This window comes from Vibrio pomeroyi, from assembly GCF_024347595.1.
GTDB lineage: Bacteria > Pseudomonadota > Gammaproteobacteria > Enterobacterales > Vibrionaceae > Vibrio > Vibrio pomeroyi.
This window is the reverse complement of record NZ_AP025506.1, coordinates 2,480,471-2,497,325: the sequence shown is the minus strand read 5'-3', so window position 1 is coordinate 2,497,325 and position 16,855 is coordinate 2,480,471. Positions and strand designations below refer to the sequence as shown.

General features: G+C 44.2%; 12 protein-coding genes. 3 read left to right on the top strand and 9 right to left on the bottom strand.

All coding sequences use genetic code 11. The features are described 5' to 3' along the window. Positions 1-154 precede the first annotated feature (154 nt). Positions 155-1,096 (top strand): chemotaxis protein CheV, encoded by a 942-nt coding sequence (locus OCV12_RS10870; RefSeq protein ID WP_176680166.1) that lies wholly within the window; start codon positions 155-157, stop codon positions 1,094-1,096. A 312-nt stretch (positions 1,097-1,408) separates the two neighbouring features. On the opposite strand, the gene OCV12_RS10865 is transcribed toward OCV12_RS10870, so the two are convergent. From OCV12_RS10865 to OCV12_RS10850, 4 genes are all read right to left on the bottom strand, one after another. Then, complete coding sequence (locus OCV12_RS10865) at positions 1,409-4,501, bottom strand: error-prone DNA polymerase (RefSeq protein ID WP_261884651.1); 3,093 nt, start codon at positions 4,499-4,501, stop codon at positions 1,409-1,411. 89 nt (positions 4,502-4,590) lie between these two features. Next, positions 4,591-6,063 carry a Y-family DNA polymerase gene (locus OCV12_RS10860; protein ID WP_261884650.1) on the bottom strand — a complete coding sequence of 491 codons (1,473 nt, stop codon included), beginning with the start codon at positions 6,061-6,063 and terminating at the stop codon, positions 4,591-4,593. A 3-nt stretch (positions 6,064-6,066) separates the two neighbouring features. Continuing rightward, entirely contained in the window at positions 6,067-6,774 is a 708-nt protein-coding gene (gene imuA, locus OCV12_RS10855) for a translesion DNA synthesis-associated protein ImuA (protein WP_261884649.1), read from the bottom strand. Positions 6,775-6,929: 155 nt separating this feature from the next. Continuing rightward, positions 6,930-7,670: a YciK family oxidoreductase gene (locus OCV12_RS10850; protein ID WP_017629695.1), complete on the bottom strand. Its 741-nt coding sequence runs from the start codon at positions 7,668-7,670 to the stop codon at positions 6,930-6,932. Between the two features lie 137 nt (positions 7,671-7,807). Between OCV12_RS10850 and sohB the strand changes: the two genes are divergently transcribed. Continuing rightward, entirely contained in the window at positions 7,808-8,875 is a 1,068-nt protein-coding gene (gene sohB / locus OCV12_RS10845) for a protease SohB (RefSeq protein ID WP_261884648.1), read from the top strand. Positions 8,876-9,048: 173 nt separating this feature from the next. Here sohB and OCV12_RS10840 read toward each other — a convergent pair whose 3' ends face one another. From OCV12_RS10840 to OCV12_RS10830, 3 genes are all read right to left on the bottom strand, one after another. Next, the gene (locus OCV12_RS10840) at positions 9,049-10,608 is read right to left on the bottom strand and encodes a SpoVR family protein (protein WP_261884647.1); all 1,560 of its coding nucleotides are present in this window, start codon (positions 10,606-10,608) and stop codon (positions 9,049-9,051) included. Between the two features lie 11 nt (positions 10,609-10,619). Beyond that, a complete protein-coding gene (locus OCV12_RS10835) occupies positions 10,620-11,891 on the bottom strand; it encodes a YeaH/YhbH family protein (protein ID WP_048659698.1) in 1,272 nt (423 codons plus the stop codon). A gap of 120 nt (positions 11,892-12,011) precedes the next feature. Further along, positions 12,012-13,946 carry a PrkA family serine protein kinase gene (locus OCV12_RS10830; RefSeq protein WP_017631239.1) on the bottom strand — a complete coding sequence of 645 codons (1,935 nt, stop codon included), beginning with the start codon at positions 13,944-13,946 and terminating at the stop codon, positions 12,012-12,014. Between the two features lie 396 nt (positions 13,947-14,342). Between OCV12_RS10830 and OCV12_RS10825 the strand changes: the two genes are divergently transcribed. After that, entirely contained in the window at positions 14,343-15,056 is a 714-nt protein-coding gene (locus OCV12_RS10825; RefSeq protein WP_261885954.1) for a MipA/OmpV family protein, read from the top strand. 96 nt (positions 15,057-15,152) lie between these two features. On the opposite strand, the gene OCV12_RS10820 is transcribed toward OCV12_RS10825, so the two are convergent. Together OCV12_RS10820 and pflA are read right to left on the bottom strand one after the other, a co-directional pair. Further along, the gene (locus tag OCV12_RS10820) at positions 15,153-15,653 is read right to left on the bottom strand and encodes a YfbU family protein (protein WP_017631241.1); all 501 of its coding nucleotides are present in this window, start codon (positions 15,651-15,653) and stop codon (positions 15,153-15,155) included. Between the two features lie 384 nt (positions 15,654-16,037). Next, positions 16,038-16,778: a pyruvate formate lyase 1-activating protein gene (pflA, locus tag OCV12_RS10815; protein ID WP_261884646.1), complete on the bottom strand. Its 741-nt coding sequence runs from the start codon at positions 16,776-16,778 to the stop codon at positions 16,038-16,040. Positions 16,779-16,855 lie beyond the last annotated feature (77 nt).

Sequence of the window (16,855 nt, the reverse complement as noted above, 5' to 3'; positions counted from 1 at the left end):
CTTTTAGCCTTACCCCAAATCTTTCCATGTACTTAAGCTTTGTATAACATCATTTGTTGTACTTAGTTTAAGCATTCTGTGCATTAGCGCTTTGCTTTAACCCATTGAAGTAGGCTATTGTAGCCACAGTTATTATTTGTCACTAAGGTGTTGTATGTCTGGCGTTTTAAATTCGGTTGATCAGAGAACCAAGCTAGTCGGTGAAAACCGTCTGGAACTCTTATTATTCAGCTTAAATAGTCGTCAACTATTTGCGATTAACGTATTTAAAGTGAAAGAAGTCCTAAAAGTGCCTGTACTTACTCGCTTACCGGGCTCTCACCACCACATTACCGGTGTTGCTTCTTTACGTGGTGAATCGGTGCCTGTGATTGATCTGCGCAGTGCGATTGGCTTTCCACCGTCACGTGCAGAGGCTCAGGAGAGCAACCTGATCATTACTGAATACAACCGAACCGTACAAGGTTTCTTGGTTGGGCAAGTGCGTAATATCGTTAATACAACTTGGACTGAAATCCAGCCGCCGCCAAAGACCACGGGTCGTGCAAACTACCTAACGGCTATCACGCATATTCAAGAAGAAGAGCAGCACAAAATCGTTGAGATCATCGATGTTGAAAAAGTGCTAGCAGAGATCATCGATTACGATGTGTCGATCTCTGAAGGTGTGTTAGATGAGCAGTTAGCCAACGAAATGATTGGTCGAAACGTGCTTATCGTTGATGACTCTTCAACCGCACGTAACCAGATTAAAGGTACCTTGTCTCAGCTTGGTTTAAACATTATTGAGTGTTGTGATGGCTTAGAAGCACTGAACCTACTTAAGGGGTGGTGTGATGAAGGTAAAGACATCAATCAAGAGATTTTGTTGATGATCACCGATGCCGAAATGCCTGAAATGGACGGTTATAAACTGACTCACGAAGTACGCACTGACCCGAGAATGCATGACCTGTTTATTACGCTAAATACCTCATTAAGCGGAAGTTTTAATGAGGCTATGGTTGAGAAAGTAGGGTGTAACCGCTTTATTTCTAAGTTCCAACCGGACCTCTTAGTTGAAGTGACTCAAGAGCGAATGCGTCAACTTTTATAATTAATACTGCTGTACGGTTTGTTTTGAGTGACCTGATAGAAAACGTTTGCTAATATTGATGCAGCATATTAATCGACACGAAATATGCCCACTACTAACGTAACTTTTCATGCACAATCTAAGGTAGTTCCTCTTAATGATATGGTTAACGTCTAAAGTCGTTATGACTTTGAGCTTATTACTATATAGGGAATTTAAGAAAAGACGTACGGAAGCTGACGTTGAGGTATAACTCAACAATTTGAAATGAAGGGAAGCAGATGCTTCCCTTTTTCGTTTCTAGCGTTTCTAGGGGGAAAGCGATTTGAGTCGCTAATGAAAATCTCGTGATTTGGTTTTCAACCCAACAATCTCATCGGTAATATCGATGAGCTTCCCGGCAATCACATGCACAACTTCACCTTCTTTTTCTAATATTCCTTGTACCTTTAATGCCTTGGCTGTGAGATAAGCTTGCTGTTGAGCACGCGCTGTGGCTCCCCATACCACCACATTGATATTGCCAGTGCTGTCTTCCAGTGTGACAAAGGTGACACCTGCCGCAGTACCTGGTGATTGCTTACCTGTAACTAGCCCGACAACGGTAACCATGGATTTGTGTCTTTGCTGTATCAAGTCTTTCATATGAGTGAATCGACCTAATCGATTTGCTTCTTCTAACAAAGTGATAGGGTGCTTGTTTAATGAAATCCCGACACTGGTGAAGTCCTCGAGTAAATCCTGCATCTCATTGGGTTTATGCCGTGTGTGTTCGCCATGACCATCTTTAGTATCGTCATAGACTTGGCTAAACAAAGGTAGGTCAGAAGCGGAATCCATTATCGCCCAGCGCGTCTGGAAACGGTCTCCCGAAACGTTGTGCAGCGCGTTGGCTGATGCGAGTAACTCAATGTCCTTCTTATTCATCGATAGCTGTTTTACTTGGCTAGGATGGCGATAACCAGAATGCGGGCGATTGGCAAGTACGCTCTGGATACCGTGCTCACTCAAACCTTTGATTTGTCGCAGCCCTAATCGAATCGCTAAACCATTCTGTTGAGAGACAACCGTGTGGTCGTTTTGAGAAGCGTTCACACATACTGGAAGTATCGTCACATTGTGTCGCTGTGCATCTTGAACCAACTGCGATGGACTATAAAAGCCCATGGGTTGGCTATTCAACAAAGAAGCATAGAAGCACTCTGGGTAGTAGCATTTCAACCAAGCTGAACAATAGGCTAATACCGCAAAGGAAGCCGAATGGCTTTCAGGGAAACCGTATTCACCAAAGCCACATATCTGTTTAAAAATCTGTTCGGCAAACTCGGTTTCGTAGCCTCGCTTTTGCATGCCTTCGATGAGCTTGGTTTTGAACTTAAAGACGTTGCCATTTTTTTTCCAAGCGGCCATTGCGCGTCTGAGCTGATCCGCTTCACCCCCTGTGAAACCTGCGGCCACCATCGCGAGCTTAATCACTTGCTCTTGAAATATCGGCACGCCTAAGGTACGCGAGAGTACCGATTCAACATCCTTAGATGGGTAGCTGATTGGCTCAATACCATCGCGACGCTTTAAGAACGGATGAACCATATCGCCTTGAATCGGCCCTGGGCGCACGATCGCGATTTGAATCACTAGGTCGTAATAAGTTCTCGGCTTAAGCCTTGGTAGCATGCTCATTTGCGCGCGTGATTCAATTTGGAATATACCGACCGTGTCTGCTCGTTGAATCATGCCGTAAACCTGAGGATCATCCTTAAGGCGAGTGATCTCTGCGATCGTTAACGAGCGGCCATAAATACGCTTGATCAGGTCGAAACATTTTCGAATTGCAGACAGCATACCCAGTGCTAGCACATCCACTTTTAGTAACCCTAAGGTTTCAAGATCATCCTTATCCCATTGAATAATGGTGCGATCGTGCATCGCCGCATTTTCGACAGGAACCAATTCATACAGAGGGCCAGAAGAGATCACGAAGCCGCCCACATGCTGAGACAGATGACGTGGAAAGCCGATAATTTCATTCACTAAATGGATAAACTGCTGACCTTTCAAAGAATCTGGTTGCAGCCCCAATTGAGTGAGTTGAGCTTGCCAACCTAGGCTTTTGTCTCTGCGATTGGTGTTCTTAATGAAGTAATCAAGCTGGGTTTCTTGCAGCCCTAATGCTTTTCCGACATCCCTTACCGCGCTTTTGAAGCGATAAGAAATGACCGTAGCAGCAAGCGCAGCACGTTCTCGGCCGTATTTTTGATAGATGTATTGGATGACTTCCTCACGGCGTTCGTGTTCAAAATCGACATCAATATCAGGCGGCTCGTCACGCTCTTTACTGATGAAGCGTTCAAACAGCACCGAGATTTGTCTTGGGTCGACAGAGGTGATCTCTAGGCAATAACAGACCACGGAGTTAGCCGCTGACCCTCGACCTTGGTAAAGAATCCCTTGGCTTTTAGCAAACATCACGATGTCGTGAATCGTGAGAAAAAAGAAAGGGTAGTCGAGCTCGCCAATCAGCCCTAGTTCTTTATCTATGATCTGTTGGATGTCATGAGGGACACCTTGTGGGAAGCGAGCCTTTTTTCCTTTCTCGACCAACATGCGCAGATAACTCATGGGTGTCTCCCCTTGAGGTATCAGCTCACTTGGGTATTCGTAGCGTAGGCTATCTAAATCAAAGTCGCACAGCTCAGAGATTCGGTTGCTCTCTTCTAACCACTCAGCTTTGAAGATATGAGAGAGCTTATTGATGCTTCGCAAACAGCGCTCGGCATTCGCCAGTAAGTGACTGCCAACTTCGGTCACTGATTTTTGATATTTAATCGCGGTGAGTGAGTGCTGTAAGGGCAAGCGATTAGCATTGTGCATCAACACGCCACCACAAGCAGTGATCGGAAGATGGTGATGTTTTGACAGCTCAACGCAGTAATCTGTGTATTGCTGATCGGTCTGTTTTAGGTGTCGCTGTAAGCCAATCCACAACCGACCGGAATGATGTTGAGAAAGCCACTGTCCCCAATGTGCGTCTTCATTTTTTTGTTGCGGTAGCCACAGGATGAAGCAGTGCTTAGCCGACATGATATCCCACTCAGAGAGCTGATAATGTCCTTTGCTGCTACGACGTCTCGCATTGGTAATAATGCGGCACAGCTCGGCATAGGCTTGTCTGTTTGGGCATAACAATACTACTTGGCACTCTTCATTTAGCCAAAACATGCTCCCGACAATTTGTTTGAGCGACAGCTTGTGTTGCTTGATTGCAGAGTGAACCTTCACGATGCCCGCGACCGAGCATTCATCAGTAACAGCGAGTGCTTTGTAACGTAAAAAGTCGGCCTGTAAAACTAGCTCTTCCGCGTGTGAAGCCCCCTCAAGAAAGGAGTAATTACTTTGACAGAAAAGCTCTGAGTATTGCTGAGACATAATGGAATCTCACTTAACCGTTGCGAGTGAACATGATTGAAAAGGGGCGTTTTAATGGGACAAATCGCAATAACTACTTACCACATTAACTAGCTGAATAAGCCGTGTAAGAACCACTGTTTATCGGGTGTTCTGAACACCCATAGCCATCGACCGTTTTCACTGTGAGCAATAAAGTAGTCTCGAATGATTTTTTCGCCATCCCACCACCCAGAAACGATACGCTCAGGCCCCTGAGATAAGGTAACGTTCTCGGTTAATGCTTCAGGTTCTGGCAGTAAAATACTGGGCCTGAGTCGCTGTTGGTTAATGCTGTTCGTTGCTGTGGTTTGTTGATTGAGTTCTTGTGGAGCTAGCCCCTTTTTCGCCGTATGACTTAGTGTTGGTAGCGAATATTGATTGGCTTTCTCTGGCCTAGGATCTTGCTGTATTTTCGGCGTTTGAATACAGGCCTGCCCAAGCTTTGCTTGTAACAGTGAAAGTAGGTCTAGTGCAGCAAGCGTTCCGGTATTGCCATCAAAAAGATCATGGTAGGCCATTTGAGGCTCACCATGACGAGTTAACGAGAGAGTGAGTCCTTGAACGGGGGCTATGATCTTCAGTGACTCTAAGGTGAGATGCGTTAGGTTCGCCCATTTGCTGGCAAGATAATCGCCCTGCGCTGAATAGAAAGAGACATGATGATCGTCTCTATCTCTTAGATGCAGAGTCAGCGTTAACTCAAACGCCACTCTGTCACGTAGCTTCAAAAAGCATTCCAGTTGATTCAATAATTTCAGCAGTGGCTTTTCGATAAATAGAATATTTTCAATATCAAACAGCAGCTCCAGATATTGCTGGAAGCTTTCTGGTGGATGATAAAAATCAATTGGGTGCTTGAACTGCCCATTAAGGCGACCAACATAATTCACCAAGTCGATATCAAAGCGACGTGCGACTTCTTGCAAAGGCAGTTTCAATAGGTCTTCAACGATATTAATGCCGACACGGTTCAGGCGTTCAACTTGCTTAGGCGGTAGCTCACTAGAACTCAGAGCTTGTTGGTTAACCCAAGTCTTCATGTGTTGAACATTGTTCGTTGCTTGGTTGATCGCTTGTTTGCCCAAAAGGATCGCAGAAAGCGGCGAATAACCCGTCGCAAAGCTGAACTGGATGTTGAGTGCTTCTAAATGATTTTTGAGTTCATGCCAGTAATTATCTAGTCCGTCGTAAAGTGACAACATGTTAGAGGCTTTAATCAACAAACCATTAGGCGGCAATAACGCCATATCAGAAGTGACCAGATACGCCCATTGAGCTATCTCTTTCAGCTTATTTTTCTCTAGCTCAATACTGTAAGGGTGGACGTGTAAGTGATGGCAAAGCGCCGCCGCAGACCCTAGCCCCATGTCCAGTGTAATGCCTGAGTCCAGCGCGGCTTGATTAGCTTGCAGTACACGATGATCTTTTTCATCCACGATGATAATAGGTTGCTCATGTGATTCTTCGTTCGAACCCAATTCATTAGAGTTAAATAAAGTATCTAACTGCAGAGATGGAAAGTGCAGATAAAGCCACAGCATGCGCTAACCTTGCTTCGCAATAGGAAAGGCCAACACAGTATTACCTGACAGACCGTGATGTGAACTGTCGGTGCTGATGACTTTCTCTGTCAGTAACGGCCAATTGTGGGTCATATCGAGAATAAAGCTGCCATACGACCAACTGCCTTTTCTCTTAGTCACCTCAACCTTTAAACCCTGCGCGTGAGAAGAGAGTTTCATGCTTAAAGAAACGGGCAGGGATAATTGATTATGGCTGGTGGTTTTAAAGTGAAATTGCAGGCACTTGCCCGTTTCACTTGCGGCTTGTAGGCGTTTGGTTTGGTGGATTTCGAGATCGGCTCCCCATAACAATACTGAATGACAAGCACCGCTTTTGAGGCATTGTTCAGCAGCCCACAAGGCATCGAGATCGCGTTGAGGCTCAATCACCAAGATGTTATTGAGCTCAATCCCTTGGCTGCTAAAAAACTCGGCACAGATCTTCCCTGGCGGGTTAATGAATATGGCTAGCTTCTGTGAGTTTTGCTGAGCTAAATAGGGCGTAAGCAGGCGCAGTTCGCCAATCCCTTGTTGTGATTCAACTTCAATAACGCCGTGTGTAGGAAAGCCACCATCAAGCTGTTTATCCAATTGCGGATAGCCTGTCGAAGTGGTACTTCCTTGCGTTGTTGATTGCAGCCCTTTCCAGATTAGCTGGCGGTCTTGTAAGTTTTTTATGAGTTCATGCATAATTAAATACCTGTATATTTATACAGTATATTTAACAATGAAAAAGATGCAAAGCAAAATGATGAAAATTAGCAGAAGTAAGTGCTAGTAGATTGATTTAGATACAAAAAAAAGCCGCTATTAAAGCGACTTTTTACGATTGGTTATAATATCAACTACTTAGGTTGAGCGTCGATACATTGGCCATTAATGTCTGTCACACTTGGGTTCATTAAGTGTAGGTACAGTGGGATGATGTCCAGTGGCGTTTTCAGCTTGTTAGCATCTTCACCTGGGTACGCTTTTGCACGCATACGTGTTTGCGTGCCGCCTGGATTGATCGCGTTAACACGGATGTTTGTGTCTTCAAGCTCATCCGCTAAGATCTGCATCATACCTTCGGTAGCAAACTTAGAAATCGCGTAAGTGCCCCAGAATGCACGGCCAGAGTGACCAACGGTAGAAGAGGTGAATACGATACGACCCGCTTCCGCTTTCTTAAGTGCAGGTAAAAGTGCTTGAGTCATCAAGAACTCAGACTTCACATTGATCTGCATAACATCATCAAAGGTTTCTTCATCAATCTGCTCAAACGGGCTCAGCGTACCTAAAACGCCAGCGTTATGAAGTAGACCATCTAAACGACCAAACTGCGATTCAATGGTTTCAGCCATATCAATGTAGTTCTGTTTTGTCGCACCTTTTAAATCCAATGGGATAATTGCAGGCTGCGGGTAACCAGCGCTTTCGATTTCATCGTAAATGAATTCTAGGTTTTTTACATTGCGGCCTAACAGAATGACAGTTGCGCCATGTTGAGCGAAGCTTAGTGCGGCTTGGCGACCAATGCCAGCACCGGCACCTGTAACCAAAATTACTTTATCTTTGAGGGCATCTGTAGAGATTGGGTAATCCACTGTGCTTATCCTTCTTTCTTTTATTATGTTCGTCATTCCATTGATGTTTAATCACACAGATAACCGCAGGAATGATGAGAAATTCTTGGTAATCGTGACAAGATGGTTACAATACACTAATTCATACAATAGGGGATATGACATTGGAATTTTTGTTGGACTACGGCTTGTTTTTAGCCAAGATTGCGACCGTTGTAATCGCCATCATTGCAATTTTAGTCATTGCTAAATCTGTGGGTGGAAAATCAAGCGCGATTAAAGGTGAGCTGGAAATCACGAACCTATCTGAACACCATAAACAGACAATCGAACAATTAGAGCACCATCTACACGATGATGCTTTCATCAAAGTCCGTGATAAAGCAGAAAAGAAAGCGGAAAAAGAGAAAGTAAAATCACGCGGTAAAGAAGTGAAGAAAGCAGCGAAAGAGGGTGAGCTTGACAGCAAGCGAGAGCCACACCTATTCGTTCTTGATTTTAATGGCAGCATTGATGCGAAAGAAGTGGCTTCATTACGTGAAGAGGTAACGGCGGTTCTGGCTGTGGCTCGTGAAGGCGATGAAGTATTGCTTAAGCTTGAATCTGGCGGTGGCATGGTTCACGGCTATGGTTTGGCGTCTTCTCAACTTGATCGTATTAAAGCAGCAGGTTTGCCTTTGACTATCTCGGTAGACAAAGTAGCAGCAAGTGGCGGTTACATGATGGCATGTATCGCAGACAAAATTGTGTCAGCACCTTTCGCTATCGTTGGCTCTATTGGTGTTATTGCTCAACTGCCAAACTTCAACAAATTGCTTAAAAAGCACGACATTGAGTTTGAACAGTTAACTGCGGGTGAGTATAAGCGCACTCTAACCATGTTTGGTGAGAACAGCGATAAAGCTCGTGAGAAGTTCAAAGAAGAGCTAGAAGAGACACATGGTCTATTCAAAGACTTCATTCGTGATCACCGCCCAGCGCTAGACCTTGATAAGGTTGCAACGGGTGAGCATTGGTTTGGTACACAAGCACATGAACTTGGGCTGGTGGATGAGATCCGTACTTCTGATGACTTAGTTGTTGAAGCATGCAAAGACAAGACGGTTCTGGCGATTCACTACGTACAGAAGAAAAAGCTGTCAGACAAATTAGCTGGCGTGGCAGGTAAATCTGCAGACAGCGTGTTGATGAAGCTGATTGAACGCGGTCAAAAGCCGATTATTTAAGCTTATTTAGTTCGAGTGCCTCACGTTTATTTAAAAACGTTTGAGCCTTGAAAAGAAAGCGCATAAGTCATCAGACTTATGCGCTTTTTTATTGCTCCACTTCCGAGCGGGTGACCACTATGTTGTAGGGGGAGCGGAGTTTTATACCCATTATCTACTTACTATGATGGATATTAAATCTTGGCTCCATAATCATTGCGTTTCGGACAAGTGGTCAGGATTTCTCGATGACCTGTGTCTTTGAGCTCCTCAAGAATTACGTCAAAGCCCCACAAGCGATAGAGATGCTTCATTACTTCGTCGTAGCCTTTATCAAGCGGGATACGGTCATGAGGTACATATTGCAGCGTCATTGAGCGATCGCCACGTACATCAACGTTAAACACCTGAATATTCGGTTCAAGGTTGCTGAGGTTGTATTGCGCCGCAAGCTTTTCACGAATCAGGCGATAGCCAGGATCATCGTGAATCGCACTCACTTCAATGGTGTTTTTTCGGTCATCATCAAGCACAGAAAACAGCTTAAAGTCACGAATGATCTTTGGAGAAAGATATTGGCTGATAAAGCTTTCATCTTTGAAATTGTGCATTGCAAAGTGTACCGCTTCTAACCAATCACTTCCGGCGAGTTCAGGGAACCACTCTTTGTCTTCATCGGTTGGCTCTTCACAGATGCGTCGAATGTCTCTAAACATCGCAAAGCCGAGTGCGTAAGGGTTTATCCCGCTGAAGTAAGGGCTATTATAAGCAGGTTGTGCGACTACACTGGTATGGCTGTGCAGGAACTCTAAGATGAATTTGTCACTCACCAAACCTTCGTCATAAAGGTGATTCAGAATGGTGTAGTGCCAGAAGGTCGCCCAACCTTCATTCATCACTTGCGTTTGTTTCTGAGGATAGAAGTACTGGCTCACTTTACGAACAATACGAACACACTCACGTTGCCAAGGTTCAAGTAGTGGGGCGTTCTTCTCAATAAAGTAGAGAATGTTCTCTTGAGGCTCGCTAGGGAAGCGGATTTTGGTCTCTTCTTCCTTACTTTTGTTTTGAGGAACAGTTCTCCAAAGCTCGTTCACTTGAGACTGTAGATAAGCTTCACGCTCTTCTTGTCTTGCCGTTTCTTCTGCAATGGAAATCTTTTCAGGGCGTTTGTACCTGTCTACGCCGTAATTCATCAGCGCATGACAAGAATCAAGCAGTTGTTCAACTTCAGCCACGCCATACTTCTCTTCACAATCATTGATGTACTTTTTCGCGAACAGCAAGTAATCGATGATGGAGCTCGCATCTGTCCAGGTTTGGAATAGGTAGTTACCCTTAAAGAACGAGTTATGGCCGTAACAGGCGTGCGCCATCACTAGTGCCTGCATTGTTACCGTGTTCTCTTCCATCAGGTAAGCGATACAAGGATCGGAATTGATCACGATTTCGTACGCGAGTCCCATCTGGCCGTGCTTGTAGTTTTGTTCGGTTTGAATGAATTTCTTACCAAACGACCAATGATTATAATTGATGGGCATACCGATACTGGAGTAAGCATCCATCATCTGTTCTGAGGTAATCACTTCAATTTGGTTTGGGTAAGTGTCTAAACGGTAATGCTGCGCCACACGCTTAATTTCTACGTGATATTGCTCTAAGAGGTTGAACGTCCAATCTGGACCATCAGGCAGCATCTTGTCGTTTTTCTTTTGTGCAGCTTTTTTCTCTGCAACGTTTGATTTCGCTGTCATGGCAAGCCCCCTTACGCTGTCTCTTTCTGGAACAGTTCTCTAAACACAGGAAAGATATCATCCACCGTTTTGATGTTTTTCATTGCGAAGTTGTCGAAGCTTGCTTCTAACTTCTCATACTCGTGCCAAAGCGTCTGGTGAGAGCGGCGTGTGATTTCGATATAAGAGTAATACTGACAAGTTGGTAGAAGCGTATTGACCAACAGTTCTTTACAACGAGGTGAGTCATCAGCCCAGTTATCACCATCAGAAGCTTGTGCCGCATAGATATTCCACTCATTAGCTGGGTAACGGTCTGCGACAATTTCTTTCATTAATTTCAGTGCACTAGAAACGATGGTGCCACCGGTTTCTTGTGAGTAGAAGAACTCATGTTCGTCGACTTCTTTTGCTTGAGTATGGTGACGAATAAACACCACATCGACGTTTTCGTAGGTACGATTGAGGAACAAATAAAGCAGTACGTAGAAGCGTTTTGCGATGTCTTTGGTGGCTTGATCCATTGAGCCGGACACATCCATCAAACAGAACATTACCGCTTGGCTAGATGGAATAGGGCGCTTCTCATAGTTTTTGAAACGTAAGTCGAAGGTGTCAATGAATGGCACGTTTTCAATTTTTTTGCGTAGCTCGGCAATCTCTTCTTTTAAGCGACTTTCTTCGAAGGGTTGTGCCGGTTCCGTCATTTTAACTTGGTCAAGTTGCTCCATCAGTAGGTTAAGCTCACGCTTTTTACCGGCTGTCATTGCGGTTCTGCGAGCTAGAGATTGCTGCAGTGAACGAACAATAGCGATGTTGGAAGGAATCCCCGCACTTTGGTAACCAGAGCGGTGAGTTTTCCATTCGGTGATTTTGTTGACCTGATTCTTCTCTAGATTAGGCAGAGCTAAATCTTCAAAGAGAATATCAAGATACTCATCTTTTGAAATTTGGAAGGTAAATTCATCTTGGCCTTCGCCATCAGGGCTTGCATCACCTTGGCCTGAACCGCCACCTTGCCCGCCACCTTTAGGACGCTCAATTTTGTCGCCCGTGATGAACTGATCATTACCAGGGTGAACACGTTCTCTTACGCCGCCTTGACCTTGATGAAAGCTTGGCTCTTTGATGTCTTTATGAGGAATAGTGACGTCCTCACCGGTTTCAGTATTGGTGATTGAGCGTCGGTTGACTGCATCGGCCACAGATTCTTTGATTTGCTCTTTATGGCGTCGTAAGAATCGCTGTCTATTTACAGCACTCTTATTCTTGCCATTGAGCCTCCGATCGATAAATTGTGCCATAAGAACTCCCTCTCAGCTGATGTCACGATCCTACTTTTTATTAGGGTATAAGAGTTATTAGGATATAAGAGTTATTGCTTTGTACGAGCTGCTCACGTGAGCAGCTCAATACAGTTTGGTTTATGAGGATTTACGAACTCTTAGATACCACTCAGATAGCAGTCTAACTTGTTTCTCGGTGTAGCCTTTTTCCATCATACGAGCAACGAAGTCGTCGTGTTTTTTCTGATCATCCGTTGAGGTCTTAGCATTGAACGAAATAACAGGAAGCAGCTCTTCTGTGTTAGAGAACATTTTCTTCTCAATCACAGTGCGCAGTTTTTCGTAGCTCGTCCAAACTGGGTTTTGACCGTTATTGTTGGCTTTGGCACGAAGCACAAAGTTCACAATCTCATTTCGGAAGTCTTTAGGGTTACTGATACCGGCTGTTTTCTCGATTTTCTCTAGTTCACCATTTAGAGAAGCACGATCAAATAGCTGGCCTGTTTCTGGATCGCGGTACTCTTGGTCTTGAATCCAGAAGTCAGCGTAGGTGACATAGCGGTCGAAGATATTCTGACCGTACTCAGAGTAAGACTCTAGGTATGCGGTTTGAATTTCTTTACCGATAAACTCTACGTAGCGTGGCACTAGGTATCCTTTCAAGAACTCTAGGTACTTCTCAGCAGTTTCTTGAGGGAATTGCTCACGTTCGATTTGCTGTTCAATCACGTAGAACAGATGCACTGGGTTTGCAGCCACTTCGGCTTGGTCGAAGTTAAACACACGAGACAGGATCTTAAAGGCGAAACGCGTTGATAGACCAGACATGCCTTCATCAACACCCGCATAGTCACGGTACTCTTGGTAGCTCTTCGCTTTTGGATCGGTGTCTTTTAGGGTTTCACCATCGTAAACACGCATCTTAGAGAATAGAGAAGAGTTTTCAGGCTCTTTCAGTCTCGATAGGATGCTGAATTGCGATAGCAGATCGAGTGTGCTTGGTGAGCAAGGCGCTTGGGATAGTTCACTGTGCTCAAGCAGTTTCTTGTAGATCTTAACTTCTTCAGACACACGCAGACAGTAAGGGACTTTTACAATGTACACACGGTCGAGGAAGGCTTCATTGTTCTTGTTGTTACGGAAGGTCTGCCACTCGGATTCGTTCGAGTGAGCCAGAATCATACCGTCGAATGGCAATGCAGAAAGCCCTTCAGTACCGTTGAAGTTACCTTCTTGAGTCGCTGTTAGTAGAGGGTGCAATACCTTGATTGGTGCCTTGAACATCTCCACGAATTCCATCAGACCTTGGTTTGCTTTACATAGCGCACCAGAGTAGCTGTAGGCATCAGGATCATCTTGAGAGAAGTGCTCAAGCTTGCGAATATCAACTTTACCTACCAGAGATGAGATATCTTGGTTGTTTTCATCACCTGGCTCTGTTTTCGCAATCGCGACTTGATCGAGAATAGAAGGGCGCAGTTTGATGACTTTGAATTTAGAAATATCGCCGCCAAAATCATGGAGACGTTTCGCTGCCCACGGAGACATAATCGAGCGAAGGTAGCGTTTCTCAATGCCATATTCGTTCTTCAGTAAGTCACCGTCTTCGTTGACATCGAACAGACAGAATGGGTGATCGTTTACTGGGCTTCGTTCACCGTCAGCAGACAACACATAAATTGGCAGCTTTTGCATCAGGGCTTTGAGTTTTTCAGCAAGCGAAGATTTACCACCGCCCACAGGGCCAAGTAGGTAAAGGATCTGTTTGCGTTCTTCTAAGCCTTGAGCCGCATGTTTTAGATAAGAAACAATCTGTTCAATCGCGTCTTCCATGCCGTAAAAATCTTCAAATTCACGGTAGCGAGATATGACTCGGTTCGAGAAAATACGACTGAGATGAGGGTCTTGAGCGGTGTCAATGACCTCCGGTTCGCCGATGGCAAGAAGTAAGCGTTCCGCAGCGTTAGCGTAAGCACTTTTATCGTCTTTACACAGCGCCAAGAACTCTTGCAGTGTCAGCTCTTCTTCCTTGGCTGCTTCATAACGTGATTGATAGTGGTCAAATATACTCATAGTCACATTCCCCTTGTTAACCAGTCAAAACTGACGAGCGATTGAAAAATAGGCTCTCCCTACATTTTAAGGTTAGACCCGCTTCCACAATTTTGCTTAACAATTATGTATTTATTTACAATTTTGCGTGTTGAATGGCTAACGAAAGCAATGGGCAACTTGAGCCGAGAGGAATCGAATTATTTTACATTCATGGGGTATCGACGGTTTGTTTTATGATTTTAGGAGGCTTTCCAATTCTTGCCGTGGATTTCTGGGTGTTAGATGTATAACGAAGCCTTATTGATTTTTTGGAATGAAATACCATATAATGCGCGGCGTTATCAAAAATCGCTTAAAAAATAGGTAGAAATAGTGAAGAGTCTCTGGTTAAAGATCGCCTTTGTTGGAACGACAATGCTCATGGCGACAACTACACATGCAAAAATATCGCAATGGTCATTGGGTGTGGCTGCTTCCTATTCCCCTGCTGTTTATAAAGATACGCCGTCAAACCGCGCAGTTATTCCAATGATTGGTTATGAAGGCGAGCACTTTTTCATGCGTGGTTTCAGTGCTGGCTATCGTTTATTCCCTGCGGGTTCACCGCAAAACATCGTCTTTCGTGCTGTATACGACTCTAGAACATTAAAGCCGGGTGATTCTGATAACATTGATATTCAAAAATTAGATGAGCGTGAAGCTTCAGTGTTAGGTGGCGTAAGCTATCAAGTGATCACTATGGTGGGAATGTTTGAAGCGACGGCGGGGTCGGATCTAGGCTTTAAACACAACGGTATTTATGCGGAAGCAGCGTGGCGTCTTCCTATTCGTCGCAATGGCTGGGCGATTACTCCATCTATTGGTTACGCTTATAACAGTGAACGCTTGAACAACCACTTGTATGGTGTGAGCTCGGCAGAAGCGTCTAGAACGAACTTGAATGAGTTCGATGCAGATTGGGACGGTCAGTACTTTATTGGCTTAGGTGGTTACTTACATGTAACGCCGAATGTTCGAGTGACTGGTGGCGTTCGTTACACCAATTTAGAAGGTGATATCGAGAACAGCCCAATCCTAGAAAGCGGGATTAATATGGCTGCCAACGTCGGTGTTGCTTACGTTTTCTAGTTAAAAAGAAGCGAATACAAAAAAGGGTTACTCATGTTGAGTAACCCTTTTTATTTGAAACTTTATAAGCCAAATTAAGGCTTATCTTTTTATGCATTAAGCACTGAAGATTTGAGACAGCTCTGTCGCACATAGGTGGTACTGACGAGGGCAGTTGCGCCATGTTGTTAGCATGCGACGGTATTTGTCTAGCATTGGCATTTGGCTATTGAAGTGGTGATCAGCTTTGTCGAATTGAGGGTAAAGACCTTCAGAGTCAACAAGGAAACGCACGTAGTGTACGATTTGCGCTTCAGAAGCGATATCAAAACCTAAGAACTGCAGGCGGCGTTGATCAACTTCAGCGCGCTCTTGTTCTGCTAGCATTTTGTTTGACTCTTGCATTGCATGGTACATCTCCATGATGTCGATAATTTCGCGACATTCTGCTTCAGTCAAACAACCAAATTCTTTGTTAAGCTCACGCATTTGGAGTTCGTAACCACGCTCTACAATCGTTTGTAGGCGTTGGTATTTAGCTGAGTTCTCAGGATCCATTTGAGACATTAGGTAGTATTGATTTGATAGAATTAGACGCTGAGCATTGGTCATTTCCATGGGAGAAGCCTCACTAAAAAACTAAATGTTGTATTCTTTTGTTGCAGTAAGAGTAACAGCATTCCTACGAGTGGAAACATGATCTCAACACGGATTTAATATGATTTTTTGAATTGATAAACAAAAGTTGTAAAGAAAAGTGAAAGGATTGTTTTGATACCAATCACAGTAGGTAAGTGAGCATAAATAGCGCAGGAAAAAGGCTTAAGAACAAGGCAGAAATTTTCGATAAGTAGTTATCCTACAATCAAAATTTCTAACGCAGTTATTGAGCGTTTTAACCAGCTAGGATGACCAGTTATTTACTACGATTGGTATAAGCGTAAAAGAAAACGCCCCAATCGAAATTGAGGCGTTTGAAACAGGCTTTGAAAACCGTAGGGATTAGTATTTTACGTTTGAGTGGTACTGACTAAGAACAGCGACAATCTCATCCATTTTTTCTTTACTTGGCGGGTTAACACCATCAAGTGGGTAGTCGTGACCCAGCGCTTCCCATTTGTGAGCACCAAGCTTGTGGTATGGAAGAAGTTCTACTTTCTCGATGTTGTCCATATCTTTAATGAATTCACCAAGAAGATGCGCATCTTCAGCTGTATCTGTGTAGCCAGGAACAATTACATAGCGAATCCAAGTTGTCTTGCCGATTTTGTGCAGGTAGCGTGCAAAATCGAGAGTACGTCGGTTTGATACACCAATGAAATCGTGGTGAATCTCGTCTCGCATGTGCTTAAGATCAAGCATCACTAGATCAGACGCTTCTAGTACTTCATCAACCACTTCTGTGTGTTTACGAATGTAGCCATTAGTATCAAGACAAGTGTGAATGCCTTCGGCTTGAGCTGCGCGGAAAAAGTCACGAACAAACTCAGGTTGTAGCATCGCTTCGCCACCTGAACAAGTGATACCACCGCCAGAAGCTTTCATGAAATGACGGTATGATTTTGCTTCGTTAATGATCTCTTCGACCGTTACTTCCTTTCCGTCATGAAGATCCCATGTATCGCGATTGTGGCAGTACATACAGCGCATTAAGCAGCCTTGAAGAAACACAATAAAGCGGATACCAGGGCCATCGACAGTACCACAAGATTCGAATGAGTGAATGCGACCAGTTGTAGACATGAGCTATTCTCGTAGAGGAATTTATACCCTTTATTTTATTACAAAAACGGTACATAAAATAGGGTCAAATGGTAACG